The organism is Pseudomonas sp. TAE6080 (assembly GCF_018732265.1).
In the GTDB taxonomy this organism is placed as follows: Bacteria; Pseudomonadota; Gammaproteobacteria; order Pseudomonadales; family Pseudomonadaceae; genus Aquipseudomonas; species Aquipseudomonas brenneri.
This window is the reverse complement of the sequence record NZ_JAHIDY010000055.1, coordinates 14,483-31,648: the sequence shown is the minus strand read 5'-3', so window position 1 is coordinate 31,648 and position 17,166 is coordinate 14,483. Positions and strand designations below refer to the sequence as shown.

The window sequence follows — 17,166 nt, the reverse complement described above, 5'->3', positions numbered from 1 at the left end:
CCCAAGAAATTGGATTGGTGTCCAACTTCTTGGGGGCAGTCCAAAATGTGGGAGCTGGCTTGCCTGCGATAAGGCCCTTCCAGGCACCCGGGATTTCCAGCCATGCACTTTGACCTGACCGACCTGCGCCTCTACCTGCACATCCTCGACACCGGCAATATCACCGCCGGCGCCGCCCGCAGCCATTTGTCCCTGGCCGCCGCCAGTGCGCGCATCCGGGCGATGGAAGCCTCGGCAGGCGTCGCATTCCTGGAACGCGGCCGGCGCGGCGTGACCCCGACCGCCGCTGGCAACGCCCTGGCCCGTCATGCCCGGCTGTTGTTGCAACAAGCCGAGCGCCTGCAACAAGAGCTGGCCGAATACGCCAACGGCGTCAAAGGCCAGGTACGCCTGCTGTGCAACACCACTGCCCTCAGTGAATACCTGCCGGAGTTGTTGGCGGATTTTCTCTGCACCCATCCCAACCTCGATATCGACCTGCAGGAACTGCCCAGCCTGCGCATCACCCACGCCTTGCGCCAGGGCGCGGCAGACCTGGGGATCATTTCCGATGCGGTGGACACCCACGGTTTGCAGACCCGGCCGTTTCGCGATGACCCGCTGGTGCTGATCATGCCCGAAGGTCATCCGCTGGCGGCGGGGCCGGTGAGTTTTATCGACAGTTTGTGCCACGACTATGTGGGATTGGCCGCCAACAGCGCGTTGGCGGTGTACCTGGAAGAACAGGCGCTGCACTCAGGTTTTCGCTTGCAGACCCGGGTGCGTGCCGACGGGTTTGACGGGGTGATGCGCATGGTCGCCCGTGGCGCAGGGCTGGGGATTGTGCCGCAGGCGGCGTTGCAGCGCTGGCCCCACGCCCAGCAATTGCAGGCCAAACCCCTGACGGAGGACTGGGCCTGTCGCAAACTGCTGCTGTGCGCACGGTCGTTCGAGCAGTTGCCGGGTTATGCCACTGCCCTGCTGAACGCACTCACGGTAGGAGCGGGCTTGCCCGCGAAGGTCGTCAACGATAACGCGGGCTTGCAGGTTTAACGTGGCGCGCTCGGGTTTTTCGCGAGCAAGCTCGCTCCTACAGGGGTTGAGCGGCGCTTGCGAAAGAACACGTAATACACCGTCGACAGGATCAACAGGAACGGCACACCAAACACCAGGGTCATCTTGAACGCCTCGGTGAAGAAGGTGGTGATCATCACCGCCCCCATCAGCACCAGCCCCAGCAGTGTGCTGTAGGGGAACAGCCGCAGTTGGAACGACAACTTCGGCCCGCCGTGACGTTTGCGGTAGCGGCGGAAGAACAGGTGCGTGAGGAAGATCATGAACCAGGTGAAGATCGCGCCAAACATCGAGATGGCCATCATCAGGGTGAAAGAGCTTTCCGGGTACACCACATTGAGCAGGGTCGCCAGGGCGATGCCCGAGCTGGACAGCAGCAGGGCGTTGAGCGGGATCCCGCTTTTGCTCAGGGCGCCCATGGATTTTGGTGCAAAACCGGCGCGGGACAGGCTGAACATCATGCGCGTGGTGATGTAGAGCTGGCTGTTCATCGCCGACAACGCGGCAATCAAAATCACAAAGTTCATCACCCCGGTGGCGCCGGGAATGCCGATGGTCTGCATCACCGTGACAAACGGGCTCTGGCTCTGCCCGGCCTGGTTCCACGGCACGATGGCCAGCATCAGCGCCAGGGTCAGCAGGTAGAACACCACCAGCCGCACAATGGTTGCGCGGAAGGCTTTTTTCACCGCCTGTTCCGGGTCGGCGGCTTCACCCGCCGCCACCGCGATCATCTCAACGCTCAAGTAGCTGAAGATCGACACAATCACGGCAATCCACATACCGCTCAGGCCATTGGGGAAAAACCCGCCGTGGGCCGTGTAGTTCTGCACCCCGTAATCCGGGTTGCCGGAGCCGAACACCACATACACCGCGAGGATGATGAAGCCGACGATGGCGCTGATCTTGATCGTCGAGAACCAGTACTCGAAGTTACCGAACGTCTTCACGCTGATGGCGTTGAGCACGATCAGCACGCTGGAGAACGAGACGATCCACACCCATTCCGGCACGTTGGCGAACCAGTACTTCATGTACATCGCCACCGCCGTGACCTCGGCGCCCACCGCCAGCACAATCGCCGCCCAGTAGGCATAGCGCACCAGGAACCCGGCCAATGGGCTGACATAGAATTCGGCGTAGGCGCCAAAGGAGCCGGAGGTGGAATGGGCCACCGTCATCTCCGCCAGGCAGCCCATCAACAACAAGGTAATCAACGCGCCGATGGCGTAGCTGACCAGCACGCTGGGGCCGGCATAACCGATGGCGTAGGCGCTGCCCATGAACAACCCGGTGCCGATGGCGCCACCGATGGCGATCATGCTCATCTGCCCGGAAGTGAGCTGGCGCCGCAGGCCCAGTTCGCGATTGGTGATTGCTGCAAAGCCGTTGTCTGGCGTGGTCACGTGGCGTGCCCCTTTATTATTGTGATGATTACTGCTGACCAAGCACCTGTAGGAGCCAGCTCCTACATGGGTTTTGTGGTGTTCTTAGGTAACGCTGTGGCGCACTTTGAATTGCGGTTGGTCCCAGGTGTTGCCGTCGAGGATTTCGCCAAGGATTTGCACCGCATCCCACACCTCGGTGAAGCTGGTGTACAGCGGGGTAAAGCCAAAACGCATGATCTTCGGCTCGCGGTAATCGCCAATCACGCCACGGGCAATCAGGGCCTGGACGATGGCGTAGCCTTGCGGGTGTTCAAAGCTGACATGACTGCCACGCCTGGCATGCTCGAGCGGGGTAATCAGGGTCAATTCATGGGCGGCGCAGCGGGTTTGCACCAGCTCGATGAACAGGTCGGTCAGCGCCAGGGATTTGCGGCGCAGGCTGGCCATGTCGGTCTGGGCGAAAATATCCAAGCCACACTCGACCATCGCCAGCGAGGTGATTGGCTGGGTGCCGCACAGGTAACGGGTGATGCCCTTGCCCGCCACGTAGTTGGACTCCATGGCGAACTGGCGGCTATGGCCGAACCAGCCCGACAGCGGCTGTGTCACCAACTCCACCAGCGCCGGGTTGACCCAGACAAACGCCTGGGAGCCCGGGCCGCCGTTGAGGTATTTGTAGGTGCAGCCAATGGCGTAGTCGGCGCCGGCCTGGTGCAGGTCGATCGGCACTGCGCCCGCCGAATGCGCCAGGTCCCAGATTGCCAGCGCGCCGCATTCATGGCTCAGGGCGGTCAGCGCCTGCATGTCATGCATGTAGCCGGTCTTGTAGTTGACGTGGGTGATCATCACCACCGCCGTGTCCTGGTCGATGGCTTGCGGCAGCTCCTCGGGGCTGTTCACCAGGCGCAGGGAGTAGCCCTGTTGCAGCAGCGCGGCCAGGCCTTCGGCGATGTACAGGTCAGTGGGGAAGTTGCTCGCTTCACTGACAATCACTTTGCGTTGCGGCTGGCGTTGGCGCTGCACGGTCAAGGCGGCGCTGAGCACCTTGAACAGGTTGATCGAGGTGGTATCGGTAATCACCACTTCAGCCTCGCCCGCGCCAATCAGCGGCGCCAGGCGATTGCCCAGGCGCTGGGACAGGTCGGCCCAACCGGCGCTATTCCAGCTGCGGATCAAACCATTGCCCCACTCCTCGGCGATCACCGCTTGCGCCCGCTCCAGCGCCGCCACCGGACGCGCGCCAAGGGAGTTGCCGTCGAGGTAGATCACGCCTTCCGGCAGGGCGAATTGATCGCGCAGTAACGCCAGCGGGTCCTGTGCATCGAGGGTCTGGCAATGATTTCGGCTGGTCATGGAAAGTCCTGTTTTTATAGGTGACGATGGACCAAATAATGAACGAAGATTTGCAGAATTTTCGTGCAAAGTGCGCTACAACTGGCTTAATAAGCTGTAGGAAATTCGAATTTAACCTCCAAATACGCGGATTAATTCTAAGCATGATTCTCGACGCCACCGACCTGCGCCTCCTGCATTTCCTGCAACAGGATGGCCGTATCAGCAACCAGGAACTGGCGGAGAAAGTCGCCCTGTCGCCATCCGCCTGCCTGCGCCGTTTGCGCCTGCTGGAGAGCGAGGGCGTGATCAGTGGTTATCGCGCGGTGCTCAATGCCGAGCAGTTGGGCATCGAGCTGGAGGCCATCGTCCACCTGTCGTTGCGCCAGGATGTGGAGGATTGGCACGAGACGTTTATCAAGAAGGTCCAGGGCTGGCCGGAAGTGGCCAGCGCCTATGTGATCACCGGCGCCAGCAACTATGTGCTGCGGGTGCAGGCACGCAACCTCAAGCACTTCTCCGACTTTATCGTGAACCACCTGAACCGCACGGCGGGGGTGATGGATATTCGGTCGGAGATCGTGCTGCAGAAGATCAAGGATCGGGATGAGGTGCTGGACCTGGTCGTACGCAAATAACCAGAACACCGCTGATTAAATGTGGGGGGCTTTTGTGGGAGCCGGGCTTGCCCGCGATACGGACACCTCGGTTTATCTGTAATACCGAGGCGATTTCATCGCAGGCAAGCCAGCTCCCACAAAAGCCCGCTCCCACATTTTTTGACTGCATTCAGTCTTCGAGGGCGCGTACGCGTTGCATGCGTTTTTGCTCGACCGGTGCCACCGCTGGCTGCAATTCAAAGTCAAAGTCGATCTGCGCAAACTTGCCTTCCACGCCAAACTCACGCGCCAGCTGTTGATCCTCGCTGAAACGAATCTCGGCAATCAGCTCATCACGCGTGGCATAGGCAAAGTCATCGTGTAGATACGGATCATCCGACAGGTTGATCTGCGTGGTCAGGTGCCGATGCCCCGGTGCCGAGATGAAGAAGTGGATATGCGCCGGCCGCTGGCCGTGGCGCCCCAGTTGATCGAGCAACTGCTGGGTCGGGCCGGTCGGCGGGCAGCCGTAGCCGGACGGGACGATGCTGCGAAAACGGTAGTTGCCCTGGGCATCGGTCTCGATCCGGCGACGCAGGTTGAACTCCGATTGCGTCGGGTCGAACCAGGAGTAAGTGCCGCCGGTATTGGCCTGCCACACGTCAACAATCGCCCCGGCCAATGGCTTGCCGTCGACGTCGCGCACCTGCCCGCGCATGAACAGCGGCACCGCCGCATCCTGGCCATCGTCCAGCCGCGCTTCGTACTTGGACAGCGGCGCGCCGGCCACGTACAGCGGCCCTTCGATGGTGCGCGGGGTACCGCCGGACTTGCCGGCTTCCTCGTCGGCCGCGTCCATCAACATATCCAGGTAATGCTCCAGGCCCAGGCCTGCGGCCAGCAACCCGGCTTCCTGGTTCTTGCCCAGCTCGTTGAGGTAGTTGACCGCCTTCCAGAACTCTTCCGGGGTCACTTCCAGGTCTTCGATGATGTTCACCGTATCGCGCAGGATCCGGTAGATCAGCGCCTTGGCCCGTGGGTTGCCGGCGTCATTGAGGTTGCCGCTGGCTTCTTCGAGGAAGCGCTGGGCGTGGGCAGTCTGGGACAGTCGAATGGACATGGTGCAATCCTCATCTTGTAATTATTAGGTGGCTAGACAGACTCAGCGGTCATCCTCATGGATCGACGACGGATGCCGGCACAGGGCATTCACTTCGATGGCCATGTAGGGATAGAGCGGCAGTTGCATCAGCAGGTCATGCAGTTCCTGCACGCTGTCGACATCGAACACGCTGTAGTTGGCGTACAGCCCGGCGATACGCCACAGGTGGCGCCACTTGCCCTGCGCTTGCAGGCGCTGGGCCAGGGCCTTTTCGTCGGCCTTGAGGGTCGCCGCGCGCTCGGGGTTCATATCGACGGGCAGGTTGACGGTCATTTTTACGTGGAACAACATCGCAGGCATCCTCTTAATGTTTGTCGCGACGGAAGAACGCCAGGCGCTCCTCATCAATGGCCAGGCCCAAACCCGGGGCGGTCGAGACATGCAGGTGGAAATCGCGATACAGCAGCGGCTCGGTGAGGATGTCCTCGGTGAGCAGCAGCGGCCCGAACAGCTCGGTGTCCCAGGCCAGTTTGTTCAAAGTGAGAAACGCATGGGCCGACGCCAGGGTGCCGACCCCGCCTTCGAGCATGGTGCCGCCATACAGGCCAATACCCGCCGCCTCGGCAATCGCCGCCGTGCGCAATACCGCGCGCGGGCCGCCGTTTTTCGCGATCTTCAGCGCGAACACCGAGGCCGCACCTTCGCGGGCCAGGTTGAAGGCATCTTCGACACACTCGATGGATTCGTCCGCCATGATCGGCGCCGGGCTCGACAGGTTGAGCCGGGCCATGCCGCCACGGTTATTGCGCGAGATCGGTTGCTCGATCAGGTCGATACCGTTGTCGCCCAGCACCTTGCAGGCGCGCAGGGCCACGGCTTCGTCCCAGGCCTGGTTGACGTCGACCCGCACGCTCGCGCGCTCGCCCAGGGCCTTTTTGATCGCGATCACGTGGGCCAGGTCCTGGCTGACTTCACCGGCGCCGATCTTCAACTTGAAGATGCGGTGGCGGCGCAGGTCGAGCATCTTCTCGGCTTCTTCGATGTCTTTTGCGGTGTTGCCGCTGGCCAGGGTCCACGCCACCGGCAAGGCATCGCGCACGCGGCCGCCGAGCAGTTCGCTGACGGGCAGCCCCAGGCGCTTGCCGAGGGCATCGAGCAAGGCGCTTTCGATACCGGACTTGGCAAAGGTGTTGCCACGGATGCTGCGCTCCAGGCGCAACATGGCCGCATTGATGTTGCTGGCGTCCTGGCCAATCAACAGCGGCGCAAAGTGTTGGTCGATATTGGTCTTGATGCTGTCGGGGCTTTCGTTGCCGTAGCTCAGGCCACCGATGGTGGTGGACTCGCCAATCCCTTCGATGCCGTCGGCGCAACGCACGCGAATGATCACCAGGGTCTGGTTCTGCATGGTGTGCATCGCCAGCTTGTGCGGGCGGATGGTGGGGAGATCGACGATGATGGTCTCGATCGACTCGATGGCACAAATCGGCATGGCAATACCCGTTGGGTTCTTTATAGGTCTGGCCTGATTCTGTCGCCCATTGTTGTTGGCTTCCAATATAGAATTGGTCTCGAACAATACCCTCAAGGTATGAGAGGAACCCGTATGGAACTGCGCCACCTGCGTTACTTCCAGGTGTTGGGGGAAACCCTGAACTTCACCCGTGCTGCCGAACGCCTGCACATTGCCCAACCGCCGTTGAGCCGGCAGATCCAGCAATTGGAGGATGAGTTGGGCGTGGTCCTGCTGGAGCGTGGCCGGCCACTGCGGCTGACCGAAGCCGGGCGCTACTTCTATGAACACGCCAATGTGCTGTTGGAACAACTGGCCAAGACCTGCGATAACACGCGGCGCATTGGCCTGGGGCAGAAGACCTGGCTGGGCATCGGTTTTGCCCCCTCGACCCTGTATGGCGTACTGCCGGAGCTGATTCGCCGCCTGCGCAGCCATGACGCGCTGGAGCTGGAGCTGGGGCTGGCGGAGATGACCACCCTGCAACAGGTCGAAGCGCTCAAGGCCGGGCGGATCGATGTGGGTTTCGGGCGGATTCGCATTGATGACCCGGCCATCGTCCAGCGCGTGCTGGTAGAGGATCGGCTGGTCGCGGTGTTGCCCGCCGGGCACCCGCTGCTGGGCGCACCGGTAACGCTCGCGCAACTGGCCGCCGAGCCTCTGGTGCTCTACCCCGGCAACCCACGCCCCAGTTATGCCGACCATGTGATCGCACTGTTCGACACCCATGGTTTGGCGATCAAGGTGGCGCAATGGACCAATGAGTTGCAGACCGCCATCGGCCTGGTCGGCGCGGGCATGGGCGTGACGCTGGTGCCGGCCTCGGTGCAGATGCTGCATCGGGCGGATATCGGCTATACGCCGATTGTCGAGGCCACGGCGACTTCGCCGATCATTCTCAGCCGGCGGATTAATGACCAGTCGCCGGGACTCAGCCATTGCCTGCAATTGGTTGAAGAGCTGATCTGAAATCTCCCAAACACCAGCCCCCACATTTTGATCTGCAGTGTGTTCAGGCACCGCGCATGCGCCGCGCATCGTTGCGCTGCAGCGTCTGGCTGGGGGACTCGTCGAACAGCTTGCGGTACTCCGCCGAGAACCTTCCCAGGTGGGTAAAGCCCCAGCCCAGGGCAATCTCGGAAATGGTGCGGGTGACCCCGTGTTCAAGAATTTCCTGGCGCACTGCGCTCAGGCGGTACTTTTTCAAATACGCCATGGGCGACAGGGCGAAGTATTTGCGAAACGCATCGAACAGCTTGAACCGCGATACGCCGGTGGCCGCCTCCAGGTCTTCCAGGTGCAGCGCTTCGCGGGCGTTGGCGTGAATGTACTGGCGGGCACGGAGCAGATAGTGGGGCAACTTGACCCCCAGCACGTCGCGCAGTTCTTCGGAGTAGTTGTTCGGCTGGGCCAGGATCAGGCCCTTGATCAGCGAGCTTTCCAGGTCGCGGGTAAAGGCGGCCTGGTCATACAGTTCGCTGCTGTGTTCCAGCTCCGCGATGAAGTGCCGCGCCATGCGCCACCACGCCGCCGGTGCGCCCTGCACGGCATCCATCACCGACTCAAAGCGCAGTGGCGCATCAATCGGGCGCTGCAACAGGCCCTCCAGGGTTTCGCTCATCGCCGCACGGGTAATCACCACTTGCAGCTTGCGGCAGTCCCCCGAAATCGCCAGCACCTGGTGTTCATTGGGCGAGATGATCACGCCCTGGTCGCGGTTGGAGCTCAGGCGCTGGCCACCCTTGCTCAGCTCCTGCTCGCCCACCAGCGGCAGGCTCAGGCTGTAGCTGCTGAAGTGTTCGGCGTCTTCGATATCGATGGTCACGTCGGTGCCATATTCGATCACCCCCAGCGTCGTGGCGCGGGACTTGAACACGTTGGCACTGTGATGGAATCGCAGGCGTTCCGGGGTGGTGGTTTCCAGCCGATGGGGCCCGCAGATGCCGGACATCCAGCTGCGGGCGCCTTCAAGGTCGAAACGTTCAATACGGATATCGCGTGTATGGCTACTCATCAGGTTGCACTCACGGCGGTTGTGGCCAGCGCGCTCTGACGGCGCGTCCGGTGGATCAAGGCAAGTTCTGCGCCACGCCAGGCACTTGTCCACTGGATGGATAGCAAGCGCCGACTATGTGGATAAGAAGCCGGCTTTTGCGACAAATGCCTGGCAAGACAGTAGCGCATTCCCCTGCGTCGTTGCACCCAAGTGGGTACTTGCTCCCCAACTATGCGGCCCATCTTCCCCGACTAAGCGGATAGCTGACCGCCCTCCTGCCCGCCTCTAATGGACCACCGATTAGCCACCCAACAAAAAGGTGCCTCCCATGAGTGGTGCAAGAAGCGTCGAGCAGTGGAAAACCTTTATCGAAAGCTGCCTGGACTTTCGCCCGACAGACGAAGTGTTCCGCATCGCCCGTGACATGTTCACCGAGCCCGAACTGTTCGATCTGGAGATGGAACTGATCTTCGAGAAAAACTGGATCTACGCCTGCCACGAAAGCGAACTGGCCAACAACCATGACTTCGTGACGATGCGCGCCGGGCGCCAGCCGATGATCATCACCCGCGACGGTGAAGGCCAGCTCAATGCCCTGATCAACGCCTGCCAGCATCGCGGCACCACCTTGACCCGCGTCGGCAAGGGCAATCAGTCCACCTTCACCTGCCCGTTCCACGCCTGGTGCTACAAGAGCGATGGTCGCCTGGTGAAGGTCAAGGCGCCGGGGGAATACCCGGAAAGTTTCGACAAGGCCACCCGCGGCCTGAAGAAGGCGCGCATCGAGAGCTACAAGGGCTTTGTGTTTATCAGCCTCGACGTGCAGGGCACCGACAGCCTGCAAGACTTCCTCGGCGACGCCAAAGTGTTCTTCGACATGATGGTCGCGCAGTCCGCCACCGGTGAGCTGGAAGTGCTGCCCGGCAAGTCGGCCTACACCTACGACGGCAACTGGAAGCTGCAAAACGAAAACGGCCTGGACGGCTACCACGTCAGCACCGTGCACTATAACTACGTGGCCACCGTGCAGCATCGCCAGCAGGTCAACACCGAAAACGGCAGCGCCTCCGGCAGCACCCTGGACTACAGCAAGCTCGGCGCCGGCGATGCCAATACCGATGACGGCTGGTTTGCCTTCAACAACGGCCACAGTGTGTTGTTCAGCGACATGCCCAACCCTAGCGTGCGCTCGGGCTACGCCACCATCATGCCGCGCCTGGTGCAAGAGCATGGCCAGGCCAAGGCCGAATGGATGATGCACCGCCTGCGCAACCTGAACGTCTACCCGAGCCTGTTCTTCCTCGACCAGATCAGCTCGCAACTGCGCATTATCCGCCCGGTGGCGTGGAACAAGACCGAGATCATCAGCCAGTGCCTGGGGGTGAAGAACGAGTCTGACGCCGACCGCGAAAACCGTATCCGCCAGTTTGAAGACTTCTTCAACGTGTCCGGCATGGGCACCCCGGACGACCTGGTGGAATTTCGCGAAGCCCAGCGTGGTTTCCAGGGCCGCCTGGAACGCTGGAGCGATATCTCCCGGGGCAGCCACCGCTGGGCAACCGGGCCGACGCCCAACAGCGAAGCCATTGGCATTACACCGGCGATGACCGGCACCGAATTCACCCACGAAGGGCTGTACGTCAACCAGCACCGCAACTGGCAGAAATTCCTGCTGGACGGTCTCGACACCCAAGCCCTGAAACTGCACGAGGTGAAATGATGAGCGCGCAATTGCAGTACCAGATCGAGCAGTTTTTCTACCGTAAATCCGAGCTGTGCGACGCCCAGGACTGGGATGCCTATGTGCAGCTGTTCGACCCGCAGAGTGAGTTCCATCTGCCGCAATGGGATTCGGAACACGTCTACACCCGCGACCCCAAGCGCGAGATGTCGTTGATCTACTACGCCAACCGTTCAGGCCTGGAAGACCGGGTATTCCGCCTGCGCACCGGCAAGGCGGCTTCCGCAACGCCGATGCCGCGTACCTTGCACCTGATCAATAACGTGCGGATTAGCGAGCTGGAAGACGGCTGCCTGGAGGTGCGGCTGAACTGGCACACGCTGTTTTATCGGTTGGCCATGTCGGAGCAGTTCTATGGCCACGCCACCTATAGCCTCAAGCCCCATGGCGACAGCTGGCTGATCACGCGCAAGCATGCGCTGCTGCTCAACGACACCATCAACTCGGTGCTGGATTTCTACCACCTCTAACAGCCCCCCAACTGTAGGAGCGAGCTTGCTCGCGAAAAACCCAAGGGCGCCGCGGGCATTCAGGATGCCCACGCCATCGTTAACGATTTTCGCGAGCAAGCTCGCTCCTACAGGTATTACCCAATCCATGGAGAACGGTGGATGAATCACAAAGTGGCCTTCAGTTTTGCCGACGGCAAGACCTTGTTCTTCCCGGTGGGCGCCAACGAGATCCTGCTGGATGCGGCGCTGCGCAACGGGATCAAGATCCCCCTCGATTGCCGCGAAGGTGTCTGCGGCACCTGCCAGGGGCGCTGCGAGTCCGGCGACTACAGCCAGGATTATGTCGACGACGAGGCGCTTTCCAACCGCGACCTGCAACAACGCAAGATGCTCAGTTGCCAGACCCGGGTCCAATCCGACGCGGCGTTTTACTTCGATTTCGATTCAAGCCTGTGCAATGCGCCAGGGCCGGTGCAGCTCAGCGCCAAGGTGTGCGCGGTGCAACAGGTGTCGGCCAGCACCGCGATTTTGTCGCTGCAGCTTGAGCAGGGCCTGGATTTCCTGCCGGGCCAGTACGCCCGGCTGTCGATCCCCGGCACCGATAGTCAGCGCTCGTACTCCTTTGCCAACCGTCCGGGCAACCGTTTGCAGTTTCTGATCCGCCTGCTGCCGGACGGGGTGATGAGCAATTACATCCGCGAACGCTGCCAAGTCGGCGATGAACTGCGACTGGAGGCCCCACTGGGCGCGTTTTATCTGCGCCACGTCACCCAGCCGCTGGTACTGGTGGCTGGCGGTACCGGGTTGTCGGCGCTGCTGGGGATGCTGGACGAATTGGCCGAGCGCGGCTGCGAGCAACCGGTGCACCTGTATTACGGCGTGCGTGGCGCTGAAGATTTGTGCGCAGCGCAGCGCATCCAGGCCTATGCCGAATCAATCCCGGGATTTCGCTACACCGAAGTGCTCAGCGACCCATCGCCGCAGTGGACCGGCAAACGTGGCTATCTGACCGAGCATTTCGACATGGCCGAATTGCGGGACAGTTCGGCCGATATGTACGTATGCGGCCCCCCTCCAATGGTCGAATCCATCAAGAACTGGCTGCAAGATCAGGCACTTGATGGCGTTCAGCTGTATTACGAAAAGTTTACCGAGAGTAATATCTGACCCCTCAGCAGTGAGGGGCGGGTCTGGCGTGCAGGATCAACCCTGAAAAAAACAAGTAGAAGGGAATGTTAATGGCGGATGACATGGTTAACCCGGTGGGCCTCAAGCGTGGCCTGAAAAACCGGCATATTCAGCTGATTGCCCTGGGAGGGGCGATTGGTACGGGTTTGTTCCTCGGTTCGGCCGGGGTACTGAAGTCGGCGGGGCCGTCGATGATCCTGGGCTATGCGATAGCCGGGTTCATCGCGTTCCTGATCATGCGCCAGCTGGGCGAGATGATCGTCGAGGAACCGGTCGCCGGCTCCTTCAGCCACTTCGCCCACAAATACTGGGGCGGGTATGCCGGCTTCCTCGCTGGCTGGAACTACTGGGTGCTGTATGTGCTGGTGGGCATGGCCGAATTGACGGCCGTGGGCAAGTACATCCAGTTCTGGTGGCCGGAAATACCGACCTGGGTCAGTGCCGTGGTGTTCTTCATTGCGGTGAACCTGATCAACACCCTGAACGTGAAGTTCTTCGGTGAGACCGAGTTCTGGTTCGCGATCATCAAGGTGGTGGCGATCATCGGCATGATCGTGCTCGGCTGCTACCTGCTGTTCAGCGGCACCGGCGGCCCGCAAGCGTCGATCAGCAACCTGTGGGACCACGGTGGTTTCTTCCCCAATGGCGGCATGGGCCTGCTGATGGCCATGGCCTTCATCATGTTCTCGTTCGGTGGCCTGGAGCTGGTGGGTATTACCGCAGCCGAAGCCAGCGAGCCACGCAAAGTGATCCCCAAGGCGATCAACCAGGTGGTGTACCGGATCCTGATTTTCTATGTCGGCGCACTCACCGTGCTGCTGTCGCTGTACCCATGGGATCAACTGCTGCAAACCCTCGGCGCCTCGGGCGATGCCTACAGCGCCAGCCCGTTCGTGCAGATCTTCTCGCTGATCGGTAACGACACCGCTGCGCACATCCTCAACTTCGTGGTGCTGACTGCGGCGCTGTCGGTGTACAACAGCGGCGTGTACTGCAACAGCCGCATGCTGTTCGGCCTCGCCGAGCAAGGGGACGCGCCCAAGGCGCTGATGAAGCTCAACAAGCAAGGCGTGCCACTGCGTGCCCTGGGCATTTCGGCCCTGGTGACGCTGCTGTGCGTAGTGATCAACTACGTGGCACCCAAGGATGCACTGGTGCTGTTGTTTGCCCTGGTGGTTGCCTCGCTGATGATCAACTGGGCGCTGATCAGCCTGACCCACATCAAGTTCCGCAAGGCCATGGGCGAACAAGGCGTGGTGCCGTCGTTCAAGACCTTCTGGTTCCCGTTCAGCAACTACCTGTGCCTGGCGTTCATGCTGGTGATCGTAGGCGTGATGCTGGCAATTCCGGACATGCGCCCGTCGGTGTATGCGATGCCGGTGTGGGTGGGGATTCTGTTTGCGGCGTACTGGTTGCGGTCGAGAAAGGTCAAAGCCTTGGCCGTCGCGCAATAACCTGGTAGGAGCTGGCTTGTGTGGGAGCTGGCTTGCCTGCGATGCAGGCGCCTCGGTCTAACTGAACGACCGAGCCGCCTGCATCGCGGGCAAGCCCGGCTCCCACATGAACAGGGCCACAACAGGAATGCACTACCAACAAAAAGCCCCGGTACTCGATGAGTGCCGGGGCTTTTTGTTGGGTTTCAATCAGAGCGTTGAACGCACTCGCCACAGCTCGGGGAACAGCACGGTATCGAGCATCTTGCGCAGGTAACCCACGCCCTCGGTGCCGCCGGTACCCGGCTGGAAGCCGATGATCCGCTCCACCGTGGTCACATGGCGGAAGCGCCACTGGCGGAACGAGTCTTCCAGGTCGATAAACTTCTCGGCCAACTGGTACAGGTCCCAGTACCGGTTCGGATCGCGATACACCTCGCGCCACGCCGCTTCCACGGATTCGTCATGCACCGTGGGCGCCGTCGGGTCGCGTTGCGCGCGCTGCGGGTCAATCGTCAGGCCCGCCTTGATCATCAGGTTGATCGCCTCGTCATACAGCGACGGTGTGGCAATCGCCACTTGCAGCTCCTTCAGCAGCTCCGGGCGATGCGCATGAGGCCGCAACAGTGCCGCGCTTTTATTGCCGAGGATGAACTCGATTTCCCGGTACTGGAACGACTGGAAGCCCGACGACTGCCCCAGGTACGGGCGAATCGCCTTGTACTCCGACGGTGTCATGGTCGCCAGCACCGCCCAGGCGTGCACCAGTTGGTCGAAGATCCGCGACACCCGCGCCAGCATCTTGAACGCCGGCGCCAACTCACCCAGGCGCACGTGTTCACGGGCAGCCTTGAGTTCGTGGAGCATCAGCTTCATCCACAGCTCGGAAGTCTGGTGTTGGATGATAAACAGCATTTCATTGTGGTCCGGCGACAGCGGGTGCTGGGCCGTGAGCACTTTGCCCAGGTCCAGGTAGTCGCCGTAGCTCATCGACTCGGAAAAATTCAGCTCAGCGTTGTGCCATTCTTCCGGCGGCTGGTAATCAGGGGAGAAAGGACACTGGCTCATCGCGTGGGCTCCTTGAGCGGGCGCAGGATTGCTCGTACCGGGCTGGCATCGAGGTTGGCAAAACGCAGCGGCAGGGCGATCAACTCGTAGTCGCCCTGCGGCACGTCGTCGAGGACGATGCCTTCGAGAATCGCCATGCCATGACGGGCGACGGCGTTGTGGGCGTCCATGGTCTTGGACTGTTGCGGGTCCAGGGACGGGGTGTCGATGCCGATCAGGCGCACGCCGAGGCTGGCCAGCAGCTCGACGGTTTCCTTGGCGACGGCGGTGAAGTTCGAATCCCAATTGCTCAGGGGCGCCTTGTGATAAGTACGCAGCAGGACCCGCTCCGGCAGGTTATCCAGGTGGCCCTGCAACTGCTCCGGCTGTACCAGCGCGCCGCTGTCCAGGCAGTACAGCACCCGACACGGGCCCATATACACGTCCAGCGAGACTTCGCCGATAGGCGCACCGTCAGCGCTGTAGTGCAACGGCGCATCGACGTGGGCGCCGGTGTGGGGCGACAGGGTGATACGCCCGACGTTGACCGGGCATTCGGGGCCGAACTGCCAGACGCGTTCTTCCTGGAACGGCGTATCGCCCGGCCACGTCGGGGTGGCGGTGCTCAAGGGTGGGCTGATATCCCACCACGTTTTTATTGGATTCATACGAGGCTCTCGGTTGTTTCTAAAGTGAATGATACGAGGGCCAGCGGTAAATATTCTTGCGATTTCCAGCGCCCGGCAGGATTTCTTTCGCACTTACTGCGAAGAAACGTCTGATTATTGAACGGATCCATCAGCCCCACAGATAAAAATGTGGGAGCGGGCTTGCCCGCGATGGCGGTGTGTCAGTTGAGGCATTTTTCACTGATCCGGCGCCATCGCGGGCAAGCCCGCTCCCACAGGGGGGCTGTGCAGGTTTTAAGATCGTATGCCAATGCGCTTCTGGGCATCCCGATGTCGAGTTCAGACCACTGGCATTCGCCCCGGCGCTATAGGGTTCACCTTTCCCTTTCCTGCCTTGGAGCCATCATGTCCCAGCCAATCACCGTATTGCGCGATACCCACCCCCTGCCGGTGCTGGACGCCTGTAAATGGGAAAAGCTCGAAGGTGACCCGCACACCGTCAACCTCAACGCCTATACCAGCGAAGACGGCAGCAAGATCATGGGCACCTGGATCTGCACCCCCGGCAAATGGCGGGTGGAATATGTGAAGTGGGAGTACTGCCACTTTCAGGAAGGCTACTGCGTGATCACCCCGGACGGCCTGGCGCCGATCCATCTGCGGGCTGGGGATATCTTTGTGGTGGAGCCCGGCATGACGGGCACGTGGGAAGTGGTCGAGACGGTGCGTAAGTATTTCGTGTTTGCCTGACCACGAAAAACCCGGGAGCCCGCCCGACGCGGGCTCCCGGAAAATCCCTTACTGGGGTTTGCGATAGCTGTTGATGATCGCCGAGAAGTCCTTGCCCCCGTCCCCGCGCTGGCTCATCGATTGATACAACTGCTGCGCCACCGCGCCCAGGATCACTGGCTGGTGCGCCTGGCGCGCGGCTTCGGTCGCCAGGCCCAAATCCTTGAGCATCAGGTCGGCGCCAAACCCGCCGGTATACCCCCGGGAGGCCGGCGCGGTTTCGATCACCCCCGGCCATGGGTTGTAGGTGTCGGAACTCCAGCAGCGCCCGGTGGAGCTGTTGATGATGCCGGCCAGCACTTGCGTGTCGATGCCCAGGGCATCGCCCAGGGCCATGGCCTCGCTGACGCCAACCATGCTGATCCCCAGCAGCAGGTTGTTGCAGATCTTGGCGATCTGCCCGGTGCCCACATCACCGCAATGCACGATGTTGCGACCCATCTGCGCCAGCACCGGCTGCAGGGTGGCGAACAGTTCCGGGTTGGCGCCGACCATAAAGGTCAACGTCCCGGCCTGGGCGCCACCGGTGCCGCCGGAGACCGGTGCATCGGCCATCGCCACGCCGTGTTTGGCTGCCGCAGCCGCTACGTCACGCGCGGTTTGCGGGTCGATGGTGCTGCAATCCACCGCAGGCACGCCCTTGCCGATGCCCGCGAGCACGCCGTCTTCATTCAGCCAGACGCTGCGCACATGGGCCGCGGCCGGCAGCATGGTCAACACCAGCTCGGCGCCCTGGGCTGCATCCCGCGGCGACGCGCTGATAGTGCCGCCCAGCGCGGCCAGTTCGTTGAGCACCGTCTGGTTCAGGTCGAACAGGTTCAGCGCGTGGCCGGCCTTGATCAGGTTGCGGGCCATGGGCGCGCCCATGTTGCCCAGGCCGATAAATGCAATCTTCATGGTCGTC

Annotated in this window: 17 protein-coding genes; 8 read left to right on the top strand and 9 right to left on the bottom strand. The window is 61.5% G+C overall.

The features are described 5' to 3' along the window. The first annotated feature begins 102 nt into the window (after nt 1-102). Nucleotides 103-1,032 (top strand): LysR family transcriptional regulator, encoded by a 930-nt coding sequence (locus KL786_RS26845; RefSeq protein WP_215519506.1) that lies wholly within the window; start codon nt 103-105, stop codon nt 1,030-1,032. Here the strand turns inward: KL786_RS26845 and KL786_RS26840 are convergent. Then, a complete protein-coding gene (locus KL786_RS26840) occupies nt 1,029-2,459 on the bottom strand; it encodes an amino acid permease (RefSeq protein WP_215519505.1) in 1,431 nt (476 codons plus the stop codon). The genes KL786_RS26845 and KL786_RS26840 overlap by 4 nt on opposite strands. Nucleotides 2,460-2,543: 84 nt before the next feature. After that, nucleotides 2,544-3,794, bottom strand: coding sequence for a kynureninase (kynU, locus tag KL786_RS26835; protein WP_215519504.1), 1,251 nt, complete (start codon nt 3,792-3,794; stop codon nt 2,544-2,546). A 143-nt stretch (nt 3,795-3,937) separates the two neighbouring features. Here kynU and KL786_RS26830 point away from each other — a divergent pair, with 143 nt between their 5' ends. Then, nucleotides 3,938-4,411 carry an Lrp/AsnC family transcriptional regulator gene (locus KL786_RS26830; protein WP_017531067.1) on the top strand — a complete coding sequence of 158 codons (474 nt, stop codon included), beginning with the start codon at nt 3,938-3,940 and terminating at the stop codon, nt 4,409-4,411. 151 nt (nt 4,412-4,562) lie between these two features. On the opposite strand, the gene catA is transcribed toward KL786_RS26830, so the two are convergent. Genes catA through KL786_RS26815 form a run of 3 tightly spaced genes read right to left on the bottom strand, consistent with a single transcriptional unit; the run spans nt 4,563 to nt 6,966 of the window. Then, complete coding sequence (gene catA, locus KL786_RS26825; RefSeq protein WP_215519503.1) at nt 4,563-5,492, bottom strand: catechol 1,2-dioxygenase; 930 nt, start codon at nt 5,490-5,492, stop codon at nt 4,563-4,565. Nucleotides 5,493-5,534: 42 nt separating this feature from the next. After that, on the bottom strand, nt 5,535-5,825 hold the full coding sequence (gene catC, locus KL786_RS26820; RefSeq protein WP_215519502.1) for a muconolactone Delta-isomerase: 291 nt from the start codon (nt 5,823-5,825) through the stop codon (nt 5,535-5,537). A gap of 13 nt (nt 5,826-5,838) precedes the next feature. Next, nucleotides 5,839-6,966, bottom strand: a complete 1,128-nt coding sequence (locus KL786_RS26815) for a muconate cycloisomerase family protein (RefSeq protein WP_032862820.1) — start codon at nt 6,964-6,966, stop codon at nt 5,839-5,841. A 114-nt stretch (nt 6,967-7,080) separates the two neighbouring features. Between KL786_RS26815 and KL786_RS26810 the strand changes: the two genes are divergently transcribed. Then, nucleotides 7,081-7,956 (top strand): LysR family transcriptional regulator, encoded by an 876-nt coding sequence (locus KL786_RS26810; RefSeq protein ID WP_032862819.1) that lies wholly within the window; start codon nt 7,081-7,083, stop codon nt 7,954-7,956. A gap of 43 nt (nt 7,957-7,999) precedes the next feature. Here KL786_RS26810 and KL786_RS26805 read toward each other — a convergent pair whose 3' ends face one another. After that, complete coding sequence (locus KL786_RS26805) at nt 8,000-9,001, bottom strand: AraC family transcriptional regulator (protein ID WP_215519501.1); 1,002 nt, start codon at nt 8,999-9,001, stop codon at nt 8,000-8,002. A 310-nt stretch (nt 9,002-9,311) separates the two neighbouring features. On the opposite strand from KL786_RS26805, the gene antA reads away from it, so the two are divergent. The 4 genes from antA (at nt 9,312) to KL786_RS26785 (ending at nt 13,818) form a co-directional block, all read left to right on the top strand. Beyond that, nucleotides 9,312-10,703 (top strand): anthranilate 1,2-dioxygenase large subunit, encoded by a 1,392-nt coding sequence (gene antA / locus KL786_RS26800; protein WP_215519500.1) that lies wholly within the window; start codon nt 9,312-9,314, stop codon nt 10,701-10,703. Next, entirely contained in the window at nt 10,703-11,194 is a 492-nt protein-coding gene (gene antB / locus KL786_RS26795; RefSeq protein WP_215519499.1) for an anthranilate 1,2-dioxygenase small subunit, read from the top strand. Before antA ends, antB begins: the two co-directional genes overlap by 1 nt. Before the next feature lie 141 nt (nt 11,195-11,335). After that, nucleotides 11,336-12,343 carry an anthranilate 1,2-dioxygenase electron transfer component AntC gene (gene antC, locus KL786_RS26790; protein ID WP_215519498.1) on the top strand — a complete coding sequence of 336 codons (1,008 nt, stop codon included), beginning with the start codon at nt 11,336-11,338 and terminating at the stop codon, nt 12,341-12,343. A gap of 71 nt (nt 12,344-12,414) precedes the next feature. Continuing rightward, nucleotides 12,415-13,818 (top strand): amino acid permease, encoded by a 1,404-nt coding sequence (locus KL786_RS26785; RefSeq protein ID WP_215519497.1) that lies wholly within the window; start codon nt 12,415-12,417, stop codon nt 13,816-13,818. A 189-nt stretch (nt 13,819-14,007) separates the two neighbouring features. On the opposite strand, the gene kynA is transcribed toward KL786_RS26785, so the two are convergent. Together kynA and kynB are read right to left on the bottom strand one after the other, a co-directional pair. After that, the gene (gene kynA / locus KL786_RS26780) at nt 14,008-14,865 is read right to left on the bottom strand and encodes a tryptophan 2,3-dioxygenase (protein WP_215519496.1); all 858 of its coding nucleotides are present in this window, start codon (nt 14,863-14,865) and stop codon (nt 14,008-14,010) included. Next, nucleotides 14,862-15,512 (bottom strand): arylformamidase, encoded by a 651-nt coding sequence (gene kynB / locus KL786_RS26775; protein ID WP_070994420.1) that lies wholly within the window; start codon nt 15,510-15,512, stop codon nt 14,862-14,864. The genes kynA and kynB overlap by 4 nt, the downstream gene beginning before the upstream one ends. Before the next feature lie 366 nt (nt 15,513-15,878). Here kynB and KL786_RS26770 point away from each other — a divergent pair, with 366 nt between their 5' ends. Next, a complete protein-coding gene (locus KL786_RS26770; RefSeq protein ID WP_032862809.1) occupies nt 15,879-16,223 on the top strand; it encodes a cupin domain-containing protein in 345 nt (114 codons plus the stop codon). A gap of 48 nt (nt 16,224-16,271) precedes the next feature. Here the strand turns inward: KL786_RS26770 and mmsB are convergent, their stop codons facing one another. Next, complete coding sequence (gene mmsB / locus KL786_RS26765; protein ID WP_032862808.1) at nt 16,272-17,159, bottom strand: 3-hydroxyisobutyrate dehydrogenase; 888 nt, start codon at nt 17,157-17,159, stop codon at nt 16,272-16,274. Between the last annotated feature and the right edge of the window lie 7 nt (nt 17,160-17,166).

What these genes read in the sequence shown, in the direction of transcription:
- catA (WP_215519503.1), bottom strand. Translation starts at nt 5,492, where the DNA reads ATGTCCATTCGACTGTCCCAGACTGCCCACGCCCAGCGCTTCCTCGAA.
- KL786_RS26785 (WP_215519497.1), top strand. Translation starts at nt 12,415, where the DNA reads ATGGCGGATGACATGGTTAACCCGGTGGGCCTCAAGCGTGGCCTGAAA.
- kynA (WP_215519496.1), bottom strand. Translation starts at nt 14,865, where the DNA reads ATGAGCCAGTGTCCTTTCTCCCCTGATTACCAGCCGCCGGAAGAATGG.
- antC (WP_215519498.1), top strand. Translation starts at nt 11,336, where the DNA reads ATGAATCACAAAGTGGCCTTCAGTTTTGCCGACGGCAAGACCTTGTTC.
- kynB (WP_070994420.1), bottom strand. Translation starts at nt 15,512, where the DNA reads ATGAATCCAATAAAAACGTGGTGGGATATCAGCCCACCCTTGAGCACC.
- KL786_RS26810 (WP_032862819.1), top strand. Translation starts at nt 7,081, where the DNA reads ATGGAACTGCGCCACCTGCGTTACTTCCAGGTGTTGGGGGAAACCCTG.
- catC (WP_215519502.1), bottom strand. Translation starts at nt 5,825, where the DNA reads ATGTTGTTCCACGTAAAAATGACCGTCAACCTGCCCGTCGATATGAAC.
- KL786_RS26770 (WP_032862809.1), top strand. Translation starts at nt 15,879, where the DNA reads ATGTCCCAGCCAATCACCGTATTGCGCGATACCCACCCCCTGCCGGTG.
- KL786_RS26845 (WP_215519506.1), top strand. Translation starts at nt 103, where the DNA reads ATGCACTTTGACCTGACCGACCTGCGCCTCTACCTGCACATCCTCGAC.
- mmsB (WP_032862808.1), bottom strand. Translation starts at nt 17,159, where the DNA reads ATGAAGATTGCATTTATCGGCCTGGGCAACATGGGCGCGCCCATGGCC.
- antB (WP_215519499.1), top strand. Translation starts at nt 10,703, where the DNA reads ATGAGCGCGCAATTGCAGTACCAGATCGAGCAGTTTTTCTACCGTAAA.
- KL786_RS26830 (WP_017531067.1), top strand. Translation starts at nt 3,938, where the DNA reads ATGATTCTCGACGCCACCGACCTGCGCCTCCTGCATTTCCTGCAACAG.
- kynU (WP_215519504.1), bottom strand. Translation starts at nt 3,794, where the DNA reads ATGACCAGCCGAAATCATTGCCAGACCCTCGATGCACAGGACCCGCTG.
- KL786_RS26805 (WP_215519501.1), bottom strand. Translation starts at nt 9,001, where the DNA reads ATGAGTAGCCATACACGCGATATCCGTATTGAACGTTTCGACCTTGAA.
- antA (WP_215519500.1), top strand. Translation starts at nt 9,312, where the DNA reads ATGAGTGGTGCAAGAAGCGTCGAGCAGTGGAAAACCTTTATCGAAAGC.
- KL786_RS26815 (WP_032862820.1), bottom strand. Translation starts at nt 6,966, where the DNA reads ATGCCGATTTGTGCCATCGAGTCGATCGAGACCATCATCGTCGATCTC.